This is a genomic window from Micromonospora sp. WMMD734 (genome assembly GCF_049178975.1).
In the GTDB taxonomy this organism is placed as follows: domain Bacteria; phylum Actinomycetota; class Actinomycetes; order Mycobacteriales; family Micromonosporaceae; genus Micromonospora; species Micromonospora wenchangensis.
In genome coordinates this window covers 14,590-36,364 of sequence record NZ_JBMHMK010000001.1, presented here as the reverse complement: position 1 = coordinate 36,364, position 21,775 = coordinate 14,590, and the positions used below count along the sequence as shown (strand labels likewise).

The 21,775-nt window shown below is 72.4% G+C and carries 22 protein-coding genes; 5 read left to right on the top strand and 17 right to left on the bottom strand.

Annotated features, from left to right (window positions below; translation table 11 throughout):
• Positions 1–14: 14 nt before the first annotated feature.
• The 6 genes from ACN267_RS00225 to hrcA all read right to left on the bottom strand — a co-directional run bounded on the left by ACN267_RS00225 (position 15) and on the right by hrcA (position 6,642).
• Positions 15–1,070 carry a PhoH family protein gene (locus ACN267_RS00225; protein WP_204959559.1) on the bottom strand — a complete coding sequence of 352 codons (1,056 nt, stop codon included), beginning with the start codon at positions 1,068–1,070 and terminating at the stop codon, positions 15–17.
• A gap of 278 nt (positions 1,071–1,348) precedes the next feature.
• Positions 1,349–2,689, bottom strand: coding sequence for a serine hydrolase domain-containing protein (locus ACN267_RS00220; protein WP_421490361.1), 1,341 nt, complete (start codon positions 2,687–2,689; stop codon positions 1,349–1,351).
• A gap of 86 nt (positions 2,690–2,775) precedes the next feature.
• Positions 2,776–3,135, bottom strand: coding sequence for a histidine triad nucleotide-binding protein (locus ACN267_RS00215; RefSeq protein ID WP_088644388.1), 360 nt, complete (start codon positions 3,133–3,135; stop codon positions 2,776–2,778).
• Between the two features lie 375 nt (positions 3,136–3,510).
• Positions 3,511–4,245 (bottom strand): 16S rRNA (uracil(1498)-N(3))-methyltransferase, encoded by a 735-nt coding sequence (locus ACN267_RS00210; protein ID WP_421487638.1) that lies wholly within the window; start codon positions 4,243–4,245, stop codon positions 3,511–3,513.
• Positions 4,246–4,399: 154 nt separating this feature from the next.
• Positions 4,400–5,545 carry a molecular chaperone DnaJ gene (gene dnaJ / locus ACN267_RS00205; RefSeq protein WP_204959678.1) on the bottom strand — a complete coding sequence of 382 codons (1,146 nt, stop codon included), beginning with the start codon at positions 5,543–5,545 and terminating at the stop codon, positions 4,400–4,402.
• Between the two features lie 74 nt (positions 5,546–5,619).
• Positions 5,620–6,642, bottom strand: coding sequence for a heat-inducible transcriptional repressor HrcA (gene hrcA / locus ACN267_RS00200; protein WP_204959561.1), 1,023 nt, complete (start codon positions 6,640–6,642; stop codon positions 5,620–5,622).
• Positions 6,643–6,871: 229 nt separating this feature from the next.
• Here hrcA and ACN267_RS00195 point away from each other — a divergent pair, with 229 nt between their 5' ends.
• Positions 6,872–7,498: a DUF4870 domain-containing protein gene (locus tag ACN267_RS00195; RefSeq protein WP_204959562.1), complete on the top strand. Its 627-nt coding sequence runs from the start codon at positions 6,872–6,874 to the stop codon at positions 7,496–7,498.
• A gap of 85 nt (positions 7,499–7,583) precedes the next feature.
• Here the strand turns inward: ACN267_RS00195 and hemW are convergent, their stop codons facing one another.
• Positions 7,584–8,807 carry a radical SAM family heme chaperone HemW gene (gene hemW, locus ACN267_RS00190; RefSeq protein WP_421487637.1) on the bottom strand — a complete coding sequence of 408 codons (1,224 nt, stop codon included), beginning with the start codon at positions 8,805–8,807 and terminating at the stop codon, positions 7,584–7,586.
• Positions 8,808–8,826: 19 nt separating this feature from the next.
• Between hemW and ACN267_RS00185 the strand changes: the two genes are divergently transcribed.
• Together ACN267_RS00185 and ACN267_RS00180 are read left to right on the top strand one after the other, a co-directional pair.
• On the top strand, positions 8,827–9,609 hold the full coding sequence (locus tag ACN267_RS00185; protein ID WP_421487636.1) for an enoyl-CoA hydratase-related protein: 783 nt from the start codon (positions 8,827–8,829) through the stop codon (positions 9,607–9,609).
• Between the two features lie 96 nt (positions 9,610–9,705).
• Positions 9,706–10,569: a hypothetical protein gene (locus ACN267_RS00180; RefSeq protein WP_204959680.1), complete on the top strand. Its 864-nt coding sequence runs from the start codon at positions 9,706–9,708 to the stop codon at positions 10,567–10,569.
• A gap of 44 nt (positions 10,570–10,613) precedes the next feature.
• On the opposite strand, the gene ACN267_RS00175 is transcribed toward ACN267_RS00180, so the two are convergent.
• From ACN267_RS00175 to ACN267_RS00140, 8 genes are all read right to left on the bottom strand, one after another.
• Entirely contained in the window at positions 10,614–11,255 is a 642-nt protein-coding gene (locus tag ACN267_RS00175; protein ID WP_204959564.1) for an MOSC domain-containing protein, read from the bottom strand.
• Between the two features lie 42 nt (positions 11,256–11,297).
• A complete protein-coding gene (locus tag ACN267_RS00170; RefSeq protein WP_281895000.1) occupies positions 11,298–12,128 on the bottom strand; it encodes a carbohydrate ABC transporter permease in 831 nt (276 codons plus the stop codon).
• Complete coding sequence (locus tag ACN267_RS00165) at positions 12,125–13,111, bottom strand: carbohydrate ABC transporter permease (protein WP_204959566.1); 987 nt, start codon at positions 13,109–13,111, stop codon at positions 12,125–12,127. Before ACN267_RS00165 ends, ACN267_RS00170 begins: the two co-directional genes overlap by 4 nt.
• Positions 13,108–14,397, bottom strand: coding sequence for a sugar ABC transporter substrate-binding protein (locus ACN267_RS00160; RefSeq protein ID WP_204959567.1), 1,290 nt, complete (start codon positions 14,395–14,397; stop codon positions 13,108–13,110). The genes ACN267_RS00165 and ACN267_RS00160 overlap by 4 nt, the downstream gene beginning before the upstream one ends.
• A 300-nt stretch (positions 14,398–14,697) precedes the next feature.
• On the bottom strand, positions 14,698–14,985 hold the full coding sequence (locus ACN267_RS00155; RefSeq protein WP_281894993.1) for a GlsB/YeaQ/YmgE family stress response membrane protein: 288 nt from the start codon (positions 14,983–14,985) through the stop codon (positions 14,698–14,700).
• A gap of 211 nt (positions 14,986–15,196) precedes the next feature.
• Complete coding sequence (locus ACN267_RS00150) at positions 15,197–15,484, bottom strand: GlsB/YeaQ/YmgE family stress response membrane protein (RefSeq protein WP_421487635.1); 288 nt, start codon at positions 15,482–15,484, stop codon at positions 15,197–15,199.
• Positions 15,485–15,838: 354 nt separating this feature from the next.
• Positions 15,839–17,716 carry a translation elongation factor 4 gene (gene lepA / locus ACN267_RS00145; RefSeq protein ID WP_204959570.1) on the bottom strand — a complete coding sequence of 626 codons (1,878 nt, stop codon included), beginning with the start codon at positions 17,714–17,716 and terminating at the stop codon, positions 15,839–15,841.
• Positions 17,717–17,854: 138 nt separating this feature from the next.
• The gene (locus ACN267_RS00140) at positions 17,855–18,391 is read right to left on the bottom strand and encodes a DUF4240 domain-containing protein (protein ID WP_204959571.1); all 537 of its coding nucleotides are present in this window, start codon (positions 18,389–18,391) and stop codon (positions 17,855–17,857) included.
• 87 nt (positions 18,392–18,478) lie between these two features.
• On the opposite strand from ACN267_RS00140, the gene ACN267_RS00135 reads away from it, so the two are divergent.
• Both ACN267_RS00135 and rpsT read left to right on the top strand, forming a co-directional pair.
• Entirely contained in the window at positions 18,479–19,507 is a 1,029-nt protein-coding gene (locus ACN267_RS00135; protein WP_421487634.1) for a phosphotransferase family protein, read from the top strand.
• Positions 19,508–19,684: 177 nt separating this feature from the next.
• Entirely contained in the window at positions 19,685–19,951 is a 267-nt protein-coding gene (gene rpsT, locus ACN267_RS00130; protein ID WP_204959572.1) for a 30S ribosomal protein S20, read from the top strand.
• A gap of 162 nt (positions 19,952–20,113) precedes the next feature.
• Here rpsT and ACN267_RS00125 read toward each other — a convergent pair whose 3' ends face one another.
• Both ACN267_RS00125 and holA read right to left on the bottom strand, forming a co-directional pair.
• Positions 20,114–20,512 (bottom strand): hypothetical protein, encoded by a 399-nt coding sequence (locus ACN267_RS00125; protein ID WP_239485543.1) that lies wholly within the window; start codon positions 20,510–20,512, stop codon positions 20,114–20,116.
• 92 nt (positions 20,513–20,604) lie between these two features.
• The gene (holA, locus tag ACN267_RS00120) at positions 20,605–21,585 is read right to left on the bottom strand and encodes a DNA polymerase III subunit delta (RefSeq protein WP_281894981.1); all 981 of its coding nucleotides are present in this window, start codon (positions 21,583–21,585) and stop codon (positions 20,605–20,607) included.
• Positions 21,586–21,775: the final 190 nt, after the last annotated feature.

The following is a 21,775-nucleotide window of genomic DNA, read 5'->3' as shown; positions in this document are numbered from 1 at the left end:
GGCCGGCCCGTTGGTTAGCGGCGTCGGCCGGCCCGGCCGCCCTGGGCGGTCCGCCCCGGCACGGCGTGCACGGCCTGCGCCTGCTGGTTCTCCCGCTCGTCCCAGCGGGCGTACGCGTCGACGATCTCACCGACCAGCCGGTGCCGGACCACGTCCGCGCTGGAGAGCTGCGCGAAGTGCACGTCCTCGACGTGGCCCAGGATCTCCCGGACCACCCGCAGCCCGCTGGCCGTCCCGCCCGGAAGGTCCACCTGGGTGACGTCACCGGTCACCACGATCTTGGAACCGAAGCCCAGCCGGGTGAGGAACATCTTCATCTGCTCGGGCGTGGTGTTCTGCGCCTCGTCCAGGATGATGAACGCGTCATTCAACGTCCTACCCCGCATGTACGCCAGCGGCGCCACCTCGATGGTGCCGGCGGCCATCAGCTTCGGGATGGACTCCGGGTCGAGCATGTCGTGCAGCGCGTCGTAGAGCGGGCGCAGGTACGGGTCGATCTTCTCGTTCAGGGTGCCCGGCAGGAAGCCCAGCCGCTCGCCCGCCTCGACCGCCGGACGGGTCAGGATGATCCGGCTGACCTGCTTCGCCTGGAGCGCCTGGACGGCCTTCGCCATCGCCAGGTAGGTCTTGCCGGTGCCGGCCGGGCCGATGCCGAACACGATCGTGTTCGCGTCGATCGAGTCGACGTACGTCTTCTGGCCCAGCGTCTTGGGGCGGATGGTGCGCCCGCGCCGGGAGAGGATGTTGAGGGTGAGCACCTCGGCGGGCCGCTCGGTGCCGCCCTGTTCGAGCATGCCGACGGTACGCCGGACAGCGTCAGTGGTCAGGGTCTCGCCTTTCTCGATCAGTTCGAGCAGCTCGCTGAAGAGGCGCTCGGCGAGCGCGTTGTCCGCGGGCGCACCGGTGATGGTGATCTCGTTACCGCGCACGTGCACGTCGCTGGTGACCGAACGTTCGACGAGTCGCAGGATCTCGTCGCCCGCGCCGAGCAGGTTGACCATGATCTTGGCGTCGGGAACCGTGATCCTGGTCTGCACCCGGGGCGGGCCGGGAGGTGAGGTGCCGGTCATAGGTCGGGCCGTGGGGCCCTGCGCCACCTGCTTCCATCTCGCGCCGTGCCCTGCTGGCGCGGCGTGCGGACGATACTCCCATCGTATCCGCTCGGCACCGGCGGCACCGTGTCACTTTTTCCGCCCGGGCGGACCGGGTGGTCGTAGCGGCCTCCCGGCCCGTCCAGCGACCGGCACCGGGCCGGGAGCCGGCAGGTCCGGCCCGACTGACCGGCGGGTCCGGCCCGACTGACCGGCGTCGGGCCGGAGGCTGGCGGTCGAGGTCGAGGGCCGGCCGGTCAGGCCCGGAAGTCGTACCGGTCGAAGGTCTCCTGGTGGCGGGTGAAGCGGTAGGTGGCCCAGTGCATCGCGACCACCGTCCCGTCGGCGTCACGGGTGAGCCGCAGCAACTCCCCGACCTCCCGCCCGGAGACCGTCCGGAACACGTCAGGCGACTGCGGCGTCGGCGCGAACACCGCCGGGGGCCGACCCGCCGGATCGTCCGCGCCGCGGGCCCGCAACGCGCCGTCATGCCAGGAGAAGACGTACTCGAAGCCCTCGCCCCACCAGCGACCCAGCACCCCGCGCAGCGGGCCGGGCGCACCCGGGCCCGGCTGCCACGGCACGATCTCCGCCGGGGCGTGCTCGACCGAGGCGGCGAGCAGCCGGTGCGGCAGCTCCAGCACCTCGGCGGCGGTGCCGGAGGAGGCGAGCACCGCGCAGCCCATCGCGCCGGGGGTGCCGTCCCCGCCGCGCCGGCCGTAGACGCCCGCCAGGAAGCCAGGCATCGCGCCGTCGTGCCCCACGTGCACCACCCGGTCCGGGTACGGGACCAGGATCAGCCCGAGCCCGAAGCCGGCCCTCCAGGTCGTCTCGTCGGTGGTGGTCACCGACCAGCGCATCTCGTCCAGCGTCGACGCGGCCAGCACCGACCCGGTCGGGTCCAACGCGGCCGGATCGGCCAGGAACGCCGCCCACCGGGCCATGTCCGTCGCGGTGCTCCACAGTTGGCCGGCCGGCCCGACCGCCCCGAAGTCGGTCGGCGGCTCCGGATGCGCCTCATCGGAGTACGCGTCGACCAGGAAGCCGGTCACCGCCTGCGGCCCTGGGTCGACCGAGGTGTCGGCCAGCCCCAGCGGGGTGAGCACCCGGTCGGCGAGCACCTCGGCCCAGGTGCCGCCGCGTAACGTGCCGACCAGCCGGCCGAGCAGCGCCATGCCCAGGTTCGAGTAGTGGTAGCGGCGGCCGGTGGGCAGCACCCGCTCGACCCGGGCCAGGTCGGCGACCAACTCGTCCACCTGCGGCGCGCGCAGCGTGTCCCAGACGTCGCCGTACGGCTCGCGTTGCAGCCCGGCGGTGTGCGACAGCAACCGGCGTACGGTCAGCTCGCCGTGCGCGGGCAGGTCCAGGTGCCGCTCCAGCGGGTCGTCCAGGTCGAGCAGCCCGTCGTCGCGGCACTGCATGATCAGCACGGCGGTGAAGGTCTTGGTGACCGAGCCGATCCGGAACCGACTCGCCGGGCCGAGGACGGTGTCGTTACCGGTGCCGCCGACCTCGAAGCTCCAGAGCGGACCGTCGGCCCGGTGCAGCGCCACCGCCAGCGCGGGCACCCGGGCCTGCGCCTGGGCGCCCCGGACCATCCGTTCCAGCCGACGCCGTACCCGCGCCCCGTCGCCGCTCGGGTCCCCGTCGCCGCCCGGGTCGGTTTCCCCGTCGACCGTCGACGTCACACCAGGTCCCGGGCCAGCATCGGGCCCAGCGGCGCGCCGCCGAGCAGGTGGGCGTGCACGTGGAAGACCTCCTGGCCGCCGTACGGACCGGTGTTGAACATCAGCCGGAAGCCGTCCCCGGTCAGCCCCTCGTCCTCGGCCACCGCCGCCGCCGTGGCCAGCACCTCACCAGCCAGCCCCGGGTCACCCTGGCCGAGCGTCGCCACATCGGCGTAGTGCTCCTTGGGGATGATCAGCACGTGCACCGGCGCCTTCGGCCCGATGTCACGGAAGGCCAGGGTGGTGGCGGTCTCCTTGACTATGGTGGCCGGAATCTCCCCGGCGACGATGCGGCAGAACAGACAGTCGGCTCCCATCCCCCCACTCTAAAGACCACCCCACTCCCCTCCCCCGCCCCTCCCCGCCCCCGACCTGCCCCGGTGATCAAGAGGTTCGCGTCAGAATCCGGCCGGCCGATGACGCAAACCTCTTGATCACGGGGCACACCACCAGGGGGCGGCGGTGCGGGCGCGGTGACCAAGAAGTTTGGGGCAGGAATGGGGCTGGCGATGACGCAAACCTCTTGATCACCGAAGACACCGCCAGCAGACGGCACCAATGGGACGGTGACCAAGAAGTTTGCGGCACGAATCGGCCCGGCGATGACGCAAACCTCTTGATCACCAGGGCAGGTCGGGGGCGAGGCGGGGGGCGAGGCGGGAGGGCAGCGTGGGGTGGGGTGGGGTGGGGTGTTACCAGCGGGCGAGGCGGGTGGAGAGGACGGCCAGGGCGGCGGGGCCGGCGGTGGAGGTACGCAGGACCGAGGGGCCCAGGCGTACCGGGCGGGCACCCGCATCGGTGAAGGTGGCCAGCTCGGCCGGGGCGATGCCGCCCTCGGGCCCGACGACCAGGACGATCTCGCCGGCGCTCGGCAGGTCGACCGTGGTGAGCCGCTCCTCGGCCTCCTCGTGCAGGACGAACGCCGTGCCCGCCCCGGCGATCCGACGCGCCACCGTGGCGGTGGACTCGTCCGGGGAGCCGGCCACCACCGGCAGCCACGCCCGGCGGGCCTGTTTGGCCGCCTCCCGGGCCGTCGTCACCCACTTCTCCCGGGCCCGTACGCCCCGGTCACCGCGCCACTGCGCCACCGAGCGGGACGCCGCCCAGGGCACGATCTCGTCCACTCCGACCTCGGTCATCGCCTGGACTGCCAACTCGCCCCGGTCACCCTTGGCGATGCCCTGCACCACCACCAGCCGGGGGACGTCCGCGTCGACGTACCCCCGGGAGGTGACGGTGAGGTCGAGGGCACCCCGGCCGACGGCGGTGACCACGGCGGTGGCGGTGCCGCCCCGCCCGTCGGCGAGCAGCAGTTCCTCGCCGACGCGCAGCCGTTGCACGGTCGCGGCGTGGTGCCCCTCGGGGCCGTCCAGGGTGACCTGGTCGGCGGGGGGCAGCGACTCGACCAGGAACAGCGGCGCGGACACGCCGATCAGGCTAACCGGCCCGGCCGGCCGGGGAGCCACCCGGGACTCCGGCCGACCGGGACGCCCCGACCGGGACGAGCCGACCGGCACGAAACCGCACGGGACCCGACCACAACAGCCCGACCGGAGGAGGCCGGCCGGTCAGCCCGACCCGTCACGCGTGGCCGTTGAAGGCGTCGCGCATCCGGGAGAAGAAGCCGCCCTGCTTGCTCAGCTCGGCGACCTCCTCGCCCCGGGTCTTGGCGAAGTCCCGCAGCATCTTCTCCTGGTCGGCGTCGAGCTTGGTCGGGGTACGCACGTCGAGGTGGACGTAGAGGTCGCCCCGGCCGGTGCCGCGCAGGTGCGGTACGCCCCGGGCGCGCAGCCGCAGCGTGCTGCCCGGCTGCGTGCCGGCCTTGACGTCGACGGTCTCGTCGCTGTCCAGCGTCTTGATGGTGAGCCGGGTACCCAACGCGGCGGCCGTCATCGGGACGGTGACCCGGCAGTGCAGGTCGTCGCCCTTGCGGGAGTAGACGTCGTGCGGCCGCTCGTGGATCTCGACGTAGAGGTCACCGGCGGTGCCGCCACCCGGGCCGACCTCGCCCTGCTGGGCGAGCCGGATGCGCATGCCGTCCTCCACCCCGGCCGGGATCTTGACGGTCAGCGAGCGGCGGGTCCGCACCCGGCCGTCGCCGGCGCAGGTCGGGCAGGGGTGCGGGATGGTGGTGCCGTAGCCCTGGCAGACGGTGCACGGCCGGGCCGAGACGACCTGGCCGAGGAAGGTGCGCTGCACCGACTGCACCTCGCCCCGGCCGCCGCACGCCTCGCAGGTCGCCAGGTGGGTGCCGGCCGCGGTGCCCGCTCCGGAGCAGGTGGTGCAGAGCACGGCGGTGTCCACCGTGATCGGGGCTTCGACGCCGAAGGCGGTCTCGTGCAGGTCCAGTTCCAGCCGCAGGATCGCGTCGGCACCGGGCCGGGTACGCGGCCGGGGACCCCGCGAGCCACCGGCCGCACCGCCGAAGAAGGCGTCCATGATGTCCTGGAAGCCGACGAACGGGCCCGCCCCGCCGGGGCCGCCCGGGCCGCCGGCGCCCCCGCCGCCCGGGGCGAGCGGGTCGCCGCCCAGGTCGACGATCTGCCGCTTCCGGTCGTCCGAGAGGACCTCGTACGCGGCGTTGATGTCCTTGAACTTCTCCTGTGCCTCCGGGTCCGGATTGACGTCCGGGTGGAACTGCCGCGCCAGCTTGCGGTAGGCGCGCTTGATCTCGTCGTCGGAGGCTTCCCGGCTCACCCCGAGAATGCCGTAGTAGTCCCTGGCCACTGCGTTCCGTGTCCTCATGTTCGTCTCGCGTTTGCGCCGGTCGGCGGCCGGAGCCGGCCGCCGGCCCGGACTGGTCAGTTCTGGGCCAGCAGCTCGCCCACGTAGCGTGCCACGGCCCTGACCGTGGCGATGGTGCCGGGGTAGTCCATCCGGGTCGGGCCGAGCACGCCCAGCCCACCGACGATGGTGGTGCCCGGGCCGTACCCGGTGCTGACCACCGAGGCGGCCCGGAGATTGTCGACCTCGTTCTCGTCGCCGATCAGCACCCGGGTGGTGCTCGGCTGCGCCTCGCCGATCAGCTTGAGCAGCACGACCTCCTCTTCGAGCGCCTCCAGGATGGGTCGCAGCGAGCCCTGGAAGTCGAGTAGGCCACCCCGGGTGAGGTTGGCGGTGCCGGCCAGCGCCAGCCGCTCCTCGGTGCGTTCCACCAGGGTCTCCAGCAGCACCGTGGACAGGGTGGTCATCGCGCCGCGCAGGTGTGGCGCACTCTCGTCGACGAGCGCCTGCACCAGCGGCGGAGTGTCGGACAACCGACTCCCGACCAGTTTCTCGTTGACCAGCCGGCGCAGGTCGAGGACGTCGTCGGCGGGCACCGGCGCGGCCAACTCGACCAGCCGCTGTTCGACCCGCCCGGTGTCGGCGATCATGACCAGCATCAGCCGGGTGGTGGAGATCGGCACCAGTTCCAGGTGGCGCACCGACGAGCGGGCCAGCGACGGGTACTGCACCACGGCGACCTGTCGGGTGAGCTGTGCCAGCAGGCGTACGGTGCGGTGCACCACGTCGTCGAGGTCGACCGCGCCGACCAGGAAGCGCTCGATGGCCCGGCGTTCGGCCGGGCTGAGCGGCTTGACCCGGGAGAGCCGGTCGACGAAGAGGCGGTAGCCCCGGTCGGTGGGGACCCGGCCGGCGCTGGTGTGCGGCTGCCGGATGTAGCCCTCCTCCTCCAGGACCGCCATGTCGTTGCGGACCGTCGCCGGGGAGACCCCGAGCTGGTGCCGCTCGACGAGCGTCTTGCTGCCGACGGGCTCCTGCGTGGCGACGTAGTCCTCGACGATCGCCCGCAGCACGGCGAGTTTGCGGTCGTCGAGACCCATCTCCCACCTCCTGACGCACGTCGCCCCGGGCGCTTGCGCACCCGGGCAAGCACTCTGGCACTCGACTGTAGCGAGTGCCAGTCTACGTCGGCAGTACCGCCGCCGCGATGATCAGGACGGACCGTCGGTGCGCCCGCCCCGGCGGATCCCGGCGCTGACGCAGCGTCGAGGCCAACCTCACCAGTGTCGCTCTGGTGCACCCTTGCCGGCAGCCCCTACCGTGGCGGGCATGACTGAACCACCTCGCCCGCCCGGCGCGGGGGACGGCTATCCGCCGGACCCGAACGCTGGCCAGGGCTCGCCATACGAGCCGCCCACCGCACCACTGTCCGGCGCTCCGGGGGCGGGCGGGTATCCCCCGCCCGGCGGGTATCCGCCGCCCACCGGTGACCAGCCGCCGGCGGGTGGCTACCCCCCGCCGGGTGGCTACCCCCCGCCCGGCGCGGGTGGTTATCCCCAGCCCGGCGGCGGATATCCGACCGGCGGCACCTACGGTGCACCGGGCGGCGGCTACGCCAACAGCGAGGACAAGACCTGGACGCTGGTCGCACACTTCGGCGGGGCCGCCGGTGCGCTGATCAGCTTCGGCCCGCTCGGCTTCGTCGCCCCGCTGATCGCCTACCTGGTGCGCGGGCAGCAGTCGCCGGCCGTCCGGGCGCAGGCCCTGGCCGCGCTGAACTTCCAGATCCTCTGGTCGATCATCGCGTTCGTGCTGCTGTTCGTGAGCTGGTGCCTGTTCTTCCTGCCCAGCATCGCGGTCGTGGTGATCCAGATCCTGTTCGGGATCATCGCCGGCATGAAGGCCAACGAGGGCCAGGCCTACCGCTATCCGATGTCCACCAGCTTCATCAAGTGAGTCCCGACCGGCCGCTCCCCCGGCCGGTCGGGCACCACCGCCGACTCCGGCGCACCCCGGCGGGTGGCGGCCGGCGCAACCGTGCTCAGGGCAGCAGGTCGCGCACCACCGCGTCGGCCAGCAGCCGGCCGCGCAGGGTGAGCACCGCCCGCCCCTGCGGGTACGCCACCGGGTCCAGCAACCCGTCGGCCAGCGCCCGCGCGGCGGCGGCCCGGCCCGCGTCGTCCAGCACGTCCAGCGGCAGCCCGGAGGCGAGCCGCAGGCGCAGCATCACGTCCTCCGTGTGCGTCTCGGTCGGGGTGAGGATCTCCCGGGCCAGCCCGGGTGAGTGCCCGGCAGCGAGCCGCTGGGCGTACGTCGTGGGGTGTTTGACGTTCCACCAGCGCACCCCGCCGACGTGGCTGTGCGCCCCCGGGCCGAGGCCCCACCAGTCGCCGCCGGTCCAGTACAGCAGGTTGTGCCGGCACCGGGCGGCCCCGCTGCGGGCCCAGTTGGAGACCTCGTACCAGGAGAAACCGGCCGCGTCGAGGGCGGCCTCGGCGGCCAGGTAACGGTCCGCCGCCACGTCGTCGGAGGGGTACGGCAGCTCGCCGCGCCGCATCCGGGCGGCCAGCCGGGTGCCGTCCTCCACGATCAGGGCGTACGCGCTGACGTGGTCGACCCCGGCGGCGACCACCTGGTCCAGCGAGGCGGCGAAGTCCTCCGGGCGCTCCCCCGGCGTGCCGTAGATCAGGTCGAGGTTGACGTGGTCGAACCCGGCGTCACGGGCCTCCCGGGCGGCCTCGGCGGCGCGTCCCGGGCGGTGGTTGCGGTCGAGGACGGCCAGCACCCCGGCGGCGGCGGACTGCATGCCCAGCGAGATCCGGGTGTAGCCGGCGGCCCGCAGGGTCTTCAGCGACTCCGGGGTCACCGACTCGGGGTTGGCCTCGGTGGTCACCTCGGCGTCGGCGGCCAGCCCCCAGGTGCGGTCGATGCCGTCCAGCAGCCGGGCCAGGTCGTCGGCGGGCAGCAGGGTCGGCGTGCCGCCGCCGACGAAGACCGTGTCGACCCGGGACGGTGGGGTGTCGCCGAGCACCCGGGCGGCGAGCGCCAGCTCGGCGAGCACGGTGTCGGCGTACGACTCGCGGTCGGCACCCCCGCCCAGCTCGGCTGCGGTGTAGGTGTTGAAGTCGCAGTAGCCGCAGCGGCTGGCGCAGAACGGCACGTGCAGGTAGACGCCGAAGCCGCGCCCGCCGACCTCCCGCAGAGCGGTGGCGGGCAGCGCGCCGTCGACGGGAACGGTCTCACCATCTGGAAGGACGCCCGGCATGGCCACTAGTGTGCCCGGCATGACCTCTCCCGACCGACTCGTGCGGGTCGCCACCGCCCGTGGGGTGACCACCCTCACCCTGGACAGCCCGCACAACCGCAACGCGCTGTCCACCCCGCTGATGACCGAGCTGCTGGCCGGGATCGCCGGGGCGATCGCCGACGACGCGGTCCGGGTGGTCGTGCTGGACCACACTGGCCCGGTGTTCTGCTCCGGCGCCGACCTGAAGGAGACGGCGGCAGCGTACGCCAGCGGGTCGGTGCCGGCCGGGATGCTCGGTGACGTGCTGGTGGCGGTGCGGGAGTGCCCGAAGCCGGTGCTGGCGCGGGTGGCCGGGCCGGCCCGGGCCGGCGGCCTGGGCCTGATCGCGGCGGCCGACCTGGCGGTCTGCGCGTCCGAGGCGACGTTCGCCTTCACCGAGGTGCGGATCGGGGTGATCCCGGCGGTGATCTCGGCGACCGTGCTGCCCCGGCTGCACCCCCGGGCCGCCGCCGAGCTGTACCTGACCGGTGACACCTTCGACGGCCGGCGGGCCGCCGAGGTGGGGCTGGTGACCGCCGCCGTGCCGGCCGCCGAGCTGGACGCGGCGGTGGCCGGGTACTGCGCCTCGCTGGTCCGGGGCGCTCCCGGGGCGCTGGCCGGGACGAAGGAGCTGCTGCGCCGCCCGGCCGCCACGGACCTGCGCGCGGAGGTCGCCGACCTGTCCGCCCGGTCCACCGGCTACTTCCTGTCGGCCGAGGGCCGCGAGGGGGTGGAGGCGTTCCGACAGAAGCGGGACGCGGCCTGGGTGCCCCGGGATTGACCTGGTTTCTTCTGATTTCCTGCGGGAACGTGAACCGGTCGACCGACCCGGGGCCGACGGTTGGCGACGTACGCTTGGCGAACGTTGAAACGGGAGGTGCGGGTGCGGACGCGGACATTCGTGGCAGCCGGGGTCGTGGTGGCGTTGTTCGCCATCGTCGGGGGCTGGGGGGTCCGTCAACTCGACGGGGAGTTCCGGCTTCCCGTCGCCGGCCGTAGCTGCACCGTCCAGGCTGACGGCACCGTGAAGCTCGACGCCGACCAGATGGCCAACGCGGCCACCATCGCCGCGATCGGCATGCAGCGGCAGATGCCCGAACAGGCCGTGGTGGTCGCCCTCGCCACCGCCTACCAGGAGTCGGGGCTGCGTAACCTCGCCCACGGTGACCGCGACTCGCTCGGCCTGTTCCAGCAGCGTCCCAGCCAGGGCTGGGGCACCCCGGAGCAGATCCGCGACCAGCGGTACGCGGCGGCCCGGTTCTACAAGGCGCTGAAGAAGGTACGCGGCTGGGAGCGGATGGAGGTCACCGACGCGGCCCAGGCGGTGCAGCGGTCGGCGTACCCGAACGCGTACCAGAAGTGGGCCGACGAGTCGCAGGTGCTGGCGCGGGCCCTGCTCGGCGAGGCGACCGGCGCGGTGGCCTGCACGGTGGGGCGTACCCCGGTGATGCGCGGGCAGGCCGCGGCGGCCGAGCTGACCCGTGGCCTGACCCTCGACTGGGGCCTGCCCGACGCCGGTGCGGTGGCCGAGCTGACCGACGTGACGGTGCCCGCCGCGGACGCCCGGGACGGCTGGCGGTACGCGCACTGGCTGGTCTCGCACGCCCCCGACCACGGGGTGAAGCGGGTGCGCTTCGACGGGCTGGAGTGGAACGCCGACAACGGCCGGTGGGCGAAGGTCGCCGACGGCCGGCCGACCGGGGCACGGGTGCTGGCCGAGGTCTTCGCCGACCCCGCCTGACCTGCCGGCGACGACCCCGGCCGAGCTGCCGGCCGGTGGGCCGGTCAGCCGGCGACGTTCAGCCGGCGACGCACCTTCGCCCGGGTCGATTCGGGCAGTTCGGGGACGTCGAGCAGTCGGGGCAGCAGCTCCGGCTCCAGGCTGGTGGCCCGGAACACCTCGCCGATGGTGACGCCGTGCGCCGGCCGGTCCACCACCTCCACCGGGTCACCCGCGCTCACCTCGCCCTCGCGTAGCACCCGCAGGTAGGCCCCGGGGGTGGCCCGGACGGTGAACCGTTTGATCAGGTCGGGCACCCCCCAGAAGCCGGCGAAGGTCGTACACGGGGTACGCGGCTTGGTGACCTGGAGCAACGCCGAGCCGACCGCCCAGCGTTCGCCGATCACCGCGCCGGTCACGTCGACCGCCCAGGTGGTCAGGTTTTCGCCGAAGCCGCCGGGGCGGAGGTCACGGCCCAACTCGGCCGACCACCAGCCGGCGTCCTCCTGCGCGTAGGCGTAGACGGCCTGCTCGGGGCCGCCGTGGTGGGCCCGCTCGCCGATGAAGTCACCGGCCACCCCGTCGGCGCGTAACAGCACCGGGCCGTCGACAGGCCGCTTGTCGATGCCGCTGCGTCCACTCGCGTCACCCGCCCACCGCGCCTGCGTCACCACGCCGAGGTTCACCGCCGCCACCCTGCCCGTCATGGCCCCAGGGTACGGCCGGGCGCGGGCGGTCGCCGTCCCGGATCAGCCCTTGACGGCGCCGGCGACCAGACCGGAGACCATCCGGCGCTGCACCAGCAGGAAGAAGATGATCACAGGCAGGGTGAACAGGGTGGAGGCGGCCATCACCGACCCCCAGGCGGTGTCGTCCCGGCCGAAGAAGAAGGTCATCGCCACCGGCAGGGTGTAGCGGCTCTGGTCGTTGACGAAGGTCAACGCGAAGATCAGCTCGTTCCAGGCGGTGATGAAGGAGAAGATGCTGGTGGCCACCAGGCCGGGCGCGACCAGCGGGAAGAGGACCTTGCGGAAGGTCTGGGCGCGGCTCGCGCCGTCGATGGCGGCGGCCTCCTCCAGTTCCTTGGGCACGGCCGCGACGAAGCCGCGCAGCATCCACACCGCGAACGGCAGCGAGAAGCCCAGGTAGGTGAGGATCAGGCTGGGCAGGGTGTTGTAGAGGCCGAGCCGCTGGATCATCAGGAACAGCGGGATGACCAGCGCCTCCAGCGGGATCATCTGGACCACCAGCAGCATGATCAGGAAGGTGGTCCGCAGCCGGAACCGGAACCGGGCCACCGCCGTCGCGGCCAGCAGCGCCACCAGGCCGCTGAGCACGACCGTGCTGACCGCCACCAGCACGCTGTTGAGCAGGAAGTCGCCGAAGGTCACACCCGGGATCAGGTTGCCGGTGAGGATCTCCCGGTAGTGCTCCAGGGTGGGGTGGGCCGGGACCGGCCGGGGGGTGGCCGAGAAGATCTCCCGGTTCGGCTTCAGCGAGGTGGCGATCATCCAGTAGACCGGGAAGGCGGCGAAGAGCGCCACCAGCAGGCCCGCGCCGTTGAGGGCGACCTTCTTCACGACGCGTCCTCCTGTCTGAGCACCATCCGGACGTACAGGCCGGTCACCACCAGCAGGATCAGCGTGAGGATGACCGCGATGGCCGAGCCCACGCCGTACTTGGGCGGCGGGGAGAACGCCTCGGCGTACGAGTAGATCGACAGCATGAACGTGGGCCGGTCCTGGGTGCCGCCGGCCAGCACGAACTGCTGGGTGAAGACCTTGAAGTCCCAGATGGTGGAGAGCACCACCAGGATGCCGAAGACCGGCCGCAGCAGCGGAAAGGTGATCTTCCAGAACACCGTCCACGGGCCGGCCCCGTCGACCCGGGCCGCCTCGTGCAGTTCACTCGGCACGCTCTTGAGCCCGGCGAGCACGCTCACCGCGATGAACGGGAACGAGTGCCAGACCACCACCAGGGTCAGGATCGCGAAGAACAACAGTGGTGAGTTGAACCAGCCGTAGCCCGACCAGTCGGTGCGGCCGAAGATCGCCTGCGACAGCCCGTCGGGCAGCGCGTTGAACGCCCAGGTGACCAGGCCGGAGGTGTCATCGAAGATCCACTTCCAGACGATCGTGCCGGTCAGCGCCGGGGTGGCCCAGGCCAGCATCACGCAGCTGGCGACGAAGGTGGCCATCTTCCGGCCGAGCCGGTGCAGCAGCAGCCCGACCAGGGTGCCCAGCACCATCGTCAGCAGTACGTTGGCCGCCGCGAACAGCACGGTGTTGCGTAGCACCGTACGGAAGAACGGGTCGCCGAGGATCTGGGTGTAGTTGGCCAACCCGACGAACGGCCACTCCCGGTCCCCGCGCAACTGCCGGACGCTGTTCAGCCGGAAGAACGACATCGTCACCACCTGGCCCAGCGGCCAGAGCAGCAGCACCCCGATCACGACCAGGCAGGGCAGCAGGAGCAGGTACGGCAGGCGGTCCACCCGGGGCCGCCGCCGGGCGGGGGTGTCCCGGGCGGCGGCCGTCGGGGTGTGCTCGGTCAGGGTGCTCACTTGGCGTTGAGGATGCTTTCCATCTCGGCGGCGGCGTCGGCGGTGGCCTGTTGCACCGACTTCTGGCCCTTGATGACCGAGCTGTTCATCGCCTGGGTGACCGTCTTCGTCCGGCTGACCTCCACCCACTTCGGGGTCAACGGGGTCACCCGGGTGCGCTGCATGGCGCTGGCGAACGCCGCCATCAGCTTGTCGTCGGCGTAGTCGCCGCCCTGCACGAGGTCGGAGTAGACCGGGAAGAAGCCGAGGCTGCCGGCGAACGTCTTGGCGTTCTTCTTGCTCAGCAGCACGGTGAGGTAGTCCCAGGCCAGGTCCTGCCGCTCGCTGTCCTGCCAGAGGGCGATGTCCGAGCCACCGGCGAAGGCGGGGGCCGGGCCGCCGTCCGGGCCGGGGATGGGGAAGGTCCCCCAGACCTTCTCGATGTCGGGGTTGTCCTTCTTGATCGCGCCGGCCTGCCAACTGCCGGCGAAGGCCATCGCCGCCTTGCCCGTGGCGAACTGGGTACGGGCGTCGATCTCGTTCCACCCGGCGGCGGCGGGCGGGGCCACCTTGTGCACGGTGACCAGGTCGGTCCAGAACTTCACCGCCTGCTGCGCCTGCGGGCTGGTGTAACCGGACTTCCAGGTGCCGCCCTGCTCGGTGGCGATCTCGCCGCCGGCACCCCAGAGGAAGGAGTAGAACGGCAGCTCGGAGTTGCCCGGCAGGGCGATGCCGTAGCTGCCGGGCTTCTTGGCCTGCACCGCCTTGGCGACCGAGACCAGCTCGTCCCAGGTCTTCGGCGGCTGCACGCCGGCCTCGGCGAACCAGTCGGTGCGGTAGTAGACCGCGCGCACCCCGGCGTACCAGGGGACACCGTACTGCTTGCCGTCGAGTTGGGCGTTGCGCACCAGGTCGGGCAGGACGTCCTTGCCCTCGGCCCAGCCGCCGAAGCGGCCGGAGATGTCGGCGAGCGCCTCCTGGGCCGCCCAGCCCTGGGTCTCGGTGTTGCCCAGTTCGGTGACGTCGGGGCCCTCGCCGCCGGCGAGCGCCGCCTGGAACTTCTTGGGCGCCTCCAGCCAGGGGACGTACTGGACCACCACGTCGGTGTCGGGGTGCTTCTGCCGGAACTCGGTCTCGACGCCGTCGAGGAACGCGGTCTGGGCGTCGCTCCCCTCGCCCATCATCCAGACCGTCAGCTTGCTGTCGTCGGCGGCTTCGTCGTCGCCGGAACCGCCGCAACCGGCGAGCACCATCACGGCCGAGGCCACGACGGCGGTGACCGGGGTCAGCCGCTTCCACCTGTTCACGCCACATCTCCCTCGCGCCGTCCGGCATTAACCTTCTCAGCCGCACCCTAGTAGGAAAATTTCCTTTACGACAGGGGGTGGGTGCCGCCCCGCGCGGGCGGACCGTCGACGGTGCGGCGGCGGACGGCGGGGCGTTGCGCGAGGCGACCGTATCGCAGGCGGGGGCCACTCGGGCAGGCCCCGCGACGACCCGACGGGATCGACGGTCGCCATCCGGACAAGCGGATGCCCGCCCCCGGTCCGGGGGCGGGCATCCGCTGAGTTGGTCCGTGCCGGTCGGTCACCGACCGGCGGATGGGGTCACCGGTGGGTGACCCCCCGACGCCCGCCCACGCCGGCCACCAGGGCCACCGCGATGGCGGCGAGGACGACCTGCACCAGCAGCTCGGCCCAGTCGATGCCGGCGGTCTGGGTGGCGATGCCCATCGCGCGGGCCAGCACGGTGCCCAGCAGAGCGGCGCCCACGCCGATCAGCATGTGCAGCCAGATCGGCATGTTCTGGCGGCCCGGCACGACCAGGCGACCCAGAGCGCCGACGATGAGACCGACGACGAGCGCGGTGATGATGCCCCAGACGGTGAACTCCACGGCCGTCCTCCTTCAGTAGATATGTCGTTGGTGAGTGTTTGTTGCTGTGGTGATCGATAGGTTCCCGAAGCGGAGAATCTCCAAACCGACTCCGGTAACGATCTGGTCTAGACCGCCCGCCGCCGGCGACGGCCCGCGCCACCCGGCCCCGCACGCCAGCGGGCGCCCGACCCCGTGGGGGTCGGGCGCCCGCTCAGCGGTGCCGCTTGACTTACCGGTGGGTGACGCTGCGGCGGCGACCCACGCCGGCCACCAGGGCCACCGCGATGGCGGCGAGGACGACCTGCACCAGCAGCTCGGCCCAGTCGATGCCGGCGGTCTCGGTGGCGATGCCCATCGCGCGGGCCAGCACGGTGCCCAGCAGAGCGGCACCCACACCGATCAGCATGTGCAGCCAGATCGGCATGTTCTGGCGGCCCGGCACGACCAGACGGCCCAGAGCGCCGACGATGAGACCAACAACGAGCGCGGTGATGATGCCCCAGACGGTGAACTCCACGGTCGCCCTCCTCCTGAAGATTGAGTCACACGGTATGTGTGGTTCCTGTCGTGACAGCTAGGTTCCCGACCCGCCGGAAAACCAAACCGACTCACCACCCCACATGTCGCCGCACGTCGATCCGACGCCGCTGCGTCGGTTTGCCGGCCGTCGATGTCCACGCAGCTCAGGACACTCGCACCGGCAGATCCGGCAGTGGCACGGGGGCGGAAAAATTCTTCCGTACGACACCGGGGGCGGGCGTGCCGACGGCCGGCGGCCGGGTCGGAACACCGGGGCCGCCGGCCGTCGTGGGGTACCGGGACCGGCTGGGCCGCGCGGGCGCGGCCGACGTGATCGGGCGTACGCGCCCGACTACTTCTTGCCGGCCGGCTTGGCGTCGGCGGAGTCCGAGGAGAGCGCGGCGATGAAGGCCTCCTGGGGGACCTCGACCCGGCCCACCATCTTCATCCGCTTCTTGCCCTCCTTCTGCTTCTCCAGCAGCTTGCGCTTGCGGCTGATGTCACCGCCGTAGCACTTGGCGAGCACGTCCTTGCGGATGGCGCGGATGGTCTCCCGGGCGATCACCCGGCTGCCGATGGCCGCCTGGATCGGCACCTCGAACTGCTGGCGCGGGATCAGGTTGCGCAGCTTCGCCGCGATCGTCGTGCCGTAGTTGTATGCCTTGTCCTTGTGCACGATCGCGCTGAACGCGTCCACCGGCTCACCGTGCAGCAGGATGTCCACCTTGACCAGGTCGGACGCCTGCTCGCCGGAGGGCTCGTAGTCCAGCGAGGCGTACCCCTTGGTACGGCTCTTGAGCTGGTCGAAGAAGTCGAAGATGATCTCGGCGAGCGGCAGGGTGTAGCGCAGCTCCACCCGGTCGGCGGAGAGGTAGTCCATGCCGAGCAGGCTGCCCCGCCGCCCCTGGCACAGCTCCATCACCGCGCCCACGTAGTCGTTCGGGGTGAGCACGGTGGCCCGCACCACCGGCTCGTACACCTCGGCGATCTTGCCGGTGGGGTACTCGCTCGGGTTGGTCACCACGATCTCCTCACCGTCGTCGGTGATCGCCCGGTAGACCACGTTCGGCGCGGTGGAGATCAGGTCGAGGTTGTACTCCCGCTCCAGCCGCTCCCGGATGATCTCCAGGTGCAGCAGGCCCAGGAAGCCGCAGCGGAAGCCGAAGCCCAGCGCGCCCGACGTCTCCGGCTCGTAGTCGAGCGCGGCGTCGTTGAGCTTGAGCTTGTCCAGCGCCTCGCGCAGGTTGGGGTAGTCGGAGCCGTCGATCGGGTAGAGGCCGGAGTAGACCATCGGCTTCGGGTCCTTGTAGCCGCCGAGCGCCTCGGTGGCCGGCCGGGCGTTGATGGTGACGGTGTCGCCGACCCGGGACTGGCGGACGTCCTTCACCCCGGTGATCAGGTAGCCCACCTCGCCGACGCCGAGCGCGTCGGCCTTGACCATCTCGGGTGAGATGACGCCGATCTCCAGCAGCTCGTGCACGGCGGCGGTGGACATCATCTTGATCCGGTCCCGGGCGCTGATCCGGCCGTCGATGACCCGGACGTAGGTGACCACGCCCCGGTAGACGTCGTACACCGAGTCGAAGATCATCGCGCGGGCCGGGGCGTCGGCGTCACCGACCGGCGGGACGAACTGCCTGACGATCTCGTCGAGCAGGTACGGCACCCCGTCGCCGGTCTTGCCGGAGACCCGGATGCAGTCGGCCGGGTCGCCGCCGATCAGGTGGGCCAGTTCCTCGGCGTACTTCTCGGGCTGGGCGGCCGGCAGGTCGATCTTGTTGAGCACCGGAATGATCTTGAGATCGTTCTCCAGCGCCAGGTAGAGGTTCGCCAGCGTCTGCGCCTCGATGCCCTGCGCGGCGTCGACCAGCAGCAGCGCACCCTCGCAGGCGGCGAGCGACCGGGACACCTCATAGGTGAAGTCCACGTGGCCCGGGGTGTCGATCATGTTCAGGACGGCCTGCTCACCGGCCCGCTCGCCGTCGCGGATGGTCCACGGCATCCGGACGGCCTGGCTCTTGATGGTGATGCCGCGCTCGCGCTCGATGTCCATCCGGTCGAGGTACTGCGCGCGCATCTGCCGGGGATCGACCACACCGGTGAGCTGCAACATCCGGTCGGCCAGGGTCGACTTCCCGTGGTCGATGTGGGCGATGATGCAGAAGTTCCGGATGCGCGCCGGGTCGGTGGCACCAGGAGCGTTCGCGCCGGGATCGAGCGTCGGTGGCACAGCGGTCCGTTCTGGTCGGCTGACGTGAGCGGGCCGACGCGCCGCCGGCCCCCTCTATGCTCCCACGTCGCTCCGAAACCGGTCCGATCACTCCTGGGGTACCCGGCGACGGCACCACCGGTGGCCCACTCCCGGGGGTCACTCCTCGGGAGGCTCGACGAAGAGGGCGGCGAGCTTCGGCAGCCGACGGCGGGCCTCCGCCTCGTCGTCGAAGTCCCAGAAGTCGTTCAGGTCCGGCACCGGCACCGCGTCCCGCGGCGTCGGCAGCTCACTCGCGGTCGCCTTCCGGTACGCGTCCCACGGCGCCGCCAGCATGTCCTCGCACTCGAACTCCTCGCCGCTGAGCGCCGCCGACCGCACCCGGGGCAGCCCGGCCAGCGAATCCGGGTCGGCCACCGCGGCGGCGAAGACCGCCCGGCCCTGGGTCATCAGCCAGCCCCGGAAGTACTCGAACCCGTCGTCGGAGGCACCCCCGTTGATCAGGTACGCCGCACCCCACAGATCGACCCGGTACGAGGCGGCCAGCACCCGCTGCTGGTGGTGCGCGTACCCGACGATGTCCTGCGGGGTGCGCTCGGCGAGCAGCGCGACCGCCCGCGCCGCGACCGCCTCGGCCTCTCCCCCGCCCCCGGCCCGCGCCTGGTCGATCAACTGCCAGAAGTCGTCGGTCCTCATGGCCTGGAGTCTCCCAGACCCGCGCCGGCCCCCGACCCCACCCGGCCGGGGGTCACCACGCCCGGCCGGACCGGGCACGATGGTGGGGTGTCCGCGACGCCGCCGCCGTACCACGAGACCGCCGTGCGACCCGACTGGCGGGACCTGCCCGACGGCCTGCGGGACGCGATCAGCGGCCGGCTCGGCGCACCGGTGGTCGCGGCCCGGACCGCAACCGCGGGCTTCACCGGCGGCTTCGCCGCCGTGCTCACCACGGCCACCGGCGCACGGGTCTTCGTCAAGGCCGCCGACCTGCTCCGGCAGCGCCACCTGGCCGACTGGTACGCCCGGGAACTGGCCGTCCTCGCCCGGCTGCCGGCCGGCCTGCCGGTGCCCCGCCCGCACTGGGCACTCGACGCGGCCGGCTGGTACGCGGTCGGCCTGGACGCCGTCGACGGCCGGACCCCCCGCCTGCCCTGGGACCCGGCCGAACTGGCCGCCGTGCTCACCGGATACGCCGGGGTCGCCGCCGCGCTGGCCGACCCGCCAGCCGGACTGACCGCGCTCGGCCTACCCCGGCTGGCCGACCTGGCCCGCGCCGACATCCTGTGGTGGGACGAGGTGGCCGCCGGACGGGAGCCGGTGCCCCCGCTGATCCCGCCGGTCCGCGACCGGCTGCCCGAACTCGTCGCGCTGGAGTCCCGCCTGCCCGGGTACGCGGCGACCGCGTCCGGCCTGGCCCACGGCGACCTGCGGGTGGACAACGTGCTGCTGGACCCCGCCGGCCGGGCCTGGTTCTGCGACTGGAACTGGCTCTGCCACGGCCCGGCGTGGTTCGACCTGGCCGGTCTGTTGATCACCGGGTACGCCGACGGGGCCGGGCTGGACGCCGTCTTCACCGCGCATCCGGCAGCGGCCGACGCCCCGCCCGACGCCCTGGACGTGACGCTGGCCGCGCTCGCCGGCTACTACCTCACCGCCGCCGGCCCACCGGCAACGGCGAACCCCACGCCGGGTGCGGGGTCGGCTGCTGCCGGGGGACACCCGGCGGGCACGTCCGCGCTGCTCGGGGCACACCGGCGGTTCAGCGGGGAACAGGCGCTCCGTTGGCTCGCCGCCCGGCAGGGCTGGCACTGACCCGACCCGGGACGCCGTGACCCGGGCCGTCGGCGTGGCCCGGGCGGGTGCGGTCGGGGTACGGCGTTTTGGCTCGTCCCGGCGGACCTGGTAGCCTGGCTTTTCGCGTGGCGATGACGCATGCTCGTCACACGCGGATTAGCAGACCAAACCGAGCTATCAAGACGAGGCTGTCGCGTGGCGAACATCAAGTCCCAGATCAAGCGCAACCGGCAGAACGAGAAGCGCCGGCTGCGTAACAAGTCGGTCAAGTCGTCGCTGAAGACCGCCATCCGGAAGTTCCACGAGGCTGCGGAGGCTGGTGAGACCGAGAAGGCCACCACCCTGATGCGTGACGCCGCCCGCAAGCTCGACAAGGCCGTCAGCAAGGGCGTCATCCACGCCAACCAGGCGGCCAACCGGAAGTCGGCCATCGCGAAGCGCGTCGACTCGTTCTCGGCCTGACCGAGTAACCCACACCTGACCGAGAGCCCCGGGGCACCACCCCGGGGCTCTCGGCTGTGTGTTTCCCTGGCGGCGGCGCGCTGCATCTCCCCGGCGGCGGTGCCGCTGCGCCGGCCGCCCGCCTCGTCCCGGCGGCGTCGTGGCACCACGACCGTGGTCGGGCTAGCCGTGGTAGCGCCGGGAGCGCAGCGGCGGCCCGGCCGGCCTCCCCGGCGCGGGCACGTCGGTGACCACCGTGCCGGGCAGCGGGTACGACACCGGGGCCCGCCCGACGATCGGTTCGAGTTCCCGCCGAAACCTGTCGCGTTCCTGCTCCGGCACCAGCGCCGCCGAGTGGACCACCCGCCCGGCGACCTCGTCGTTGAGTTTGACCATGACCGCCACCGCCAGCGGCAGTACCGCCACCGCCCACCAGCTCACCAGCTCGGCGAGGGCGAGGAGCACTGCGAGCGCCACCGCCCCCTCGAAGAAGAGGAAGCAGAGCACCCCGCCGGGGTTGACGATGCGCAGACCGAGCAGCCGGGCGTAGAGCGGCCGGTAGCGGCGCTCGTCGGCCGGCATGACCGACCATCCCGGCCGGCCGCGCCCCGCCACCGGCCGGGGAGGGCCGGTCACCCGCCCACCGTGCCGCACCACCGGGCGGGAGGGGCCGGTCACCGGGCGCTGCCCCGCCGGGCTGCGGCAACCGAGAAGACCGCCTTCTCCAGGGCGTACCCCCGGTCGTCGGCACCGCCCTTGACCGCCGCGTTGCACTCGGCCGCCACCCGCATCGCCTCGACCAGGCCCTCCGGGGTCCAGCCCCGGGCCCGCTGCTGGGCGTTCTTGATCTTCCAGGCCGGCATGCCGAGGGTGCTCGCCAGCTGGTAGGGATCGCCCCGGCCGGCGGCGGCGACCCGGGCCACCGTACGGATCCCGTCGGCGAGGGCGTCGGCGATCGGGACCGGATCGACCCCGACGTGCAGGGCCCAGCGCAACGCCTCCAGGGCGGCCGGCACGTCGCCGATCATGGTGGCGTCGGCGACGGTGAAGCCGCTCACCTCGACCCGCCCCCGGTAGTAGCGGGCGACAGTGTCCGCGCCGATCCGCCCGTCGGTGTCGGCGATCAGTTGCGAGCAGGCGGCGGCCAGCTCCCGCAGGTCGGTCCCGACGGCGGCGATCAACGCCTCGGCCGCGTCGTCGGTGCACCTGCCACCGCCCCGGCGGATCTCCTCGCGGACGAACGCGACCCGCTCGCGGTGCCCCTTGAGCTTCGCAGCCGGGACGACCGTGGCACCGGCGGCCCGCAGCCCGTCAGCGAACGCCTTGCCCTTGCCGCCACCCAGGTGCAGGACCACCAGCTGGACGTCCGGGTCGGGATTGCGGGCATAGTCGAGCAGCGCGCCGACCAGGTCCTTGCGGGCGTCCTGGGCGGAGCGGAGCACCAGTACCCGCCGCCCACCGAACAACGACGGGCTGAGCATCTCGGCGATCTCACCGACGGCCAACGCCCCGGCCTGGTACTCCCGGACGTCGACCTGCGGGTCGACGCTGCGGGCTTTCGCCACGGCTTCGGTCACCGCGCGCGTGGCGAGCAGCTCCTCGTCGCCGAGGACGAGCAGAATAGGAGCAAGGTCGACGCCGGTCACGTCGCTCATCTTGGCACGGCTCGGCGGAGGATCGCGCCTGCTCATCGACGGCTGCGACGGCCCACCCCGCAGTCATCGCAAATATAGACATTTACCTCGATTGCCACCCAGTGCACGCAATATCCCTCCCAGTCCGGATTATCTCTCGTCTCTGCCTCCTCGGCCGCCGGGACGGCGGACCGCGCCTTCGGCCCGGCGG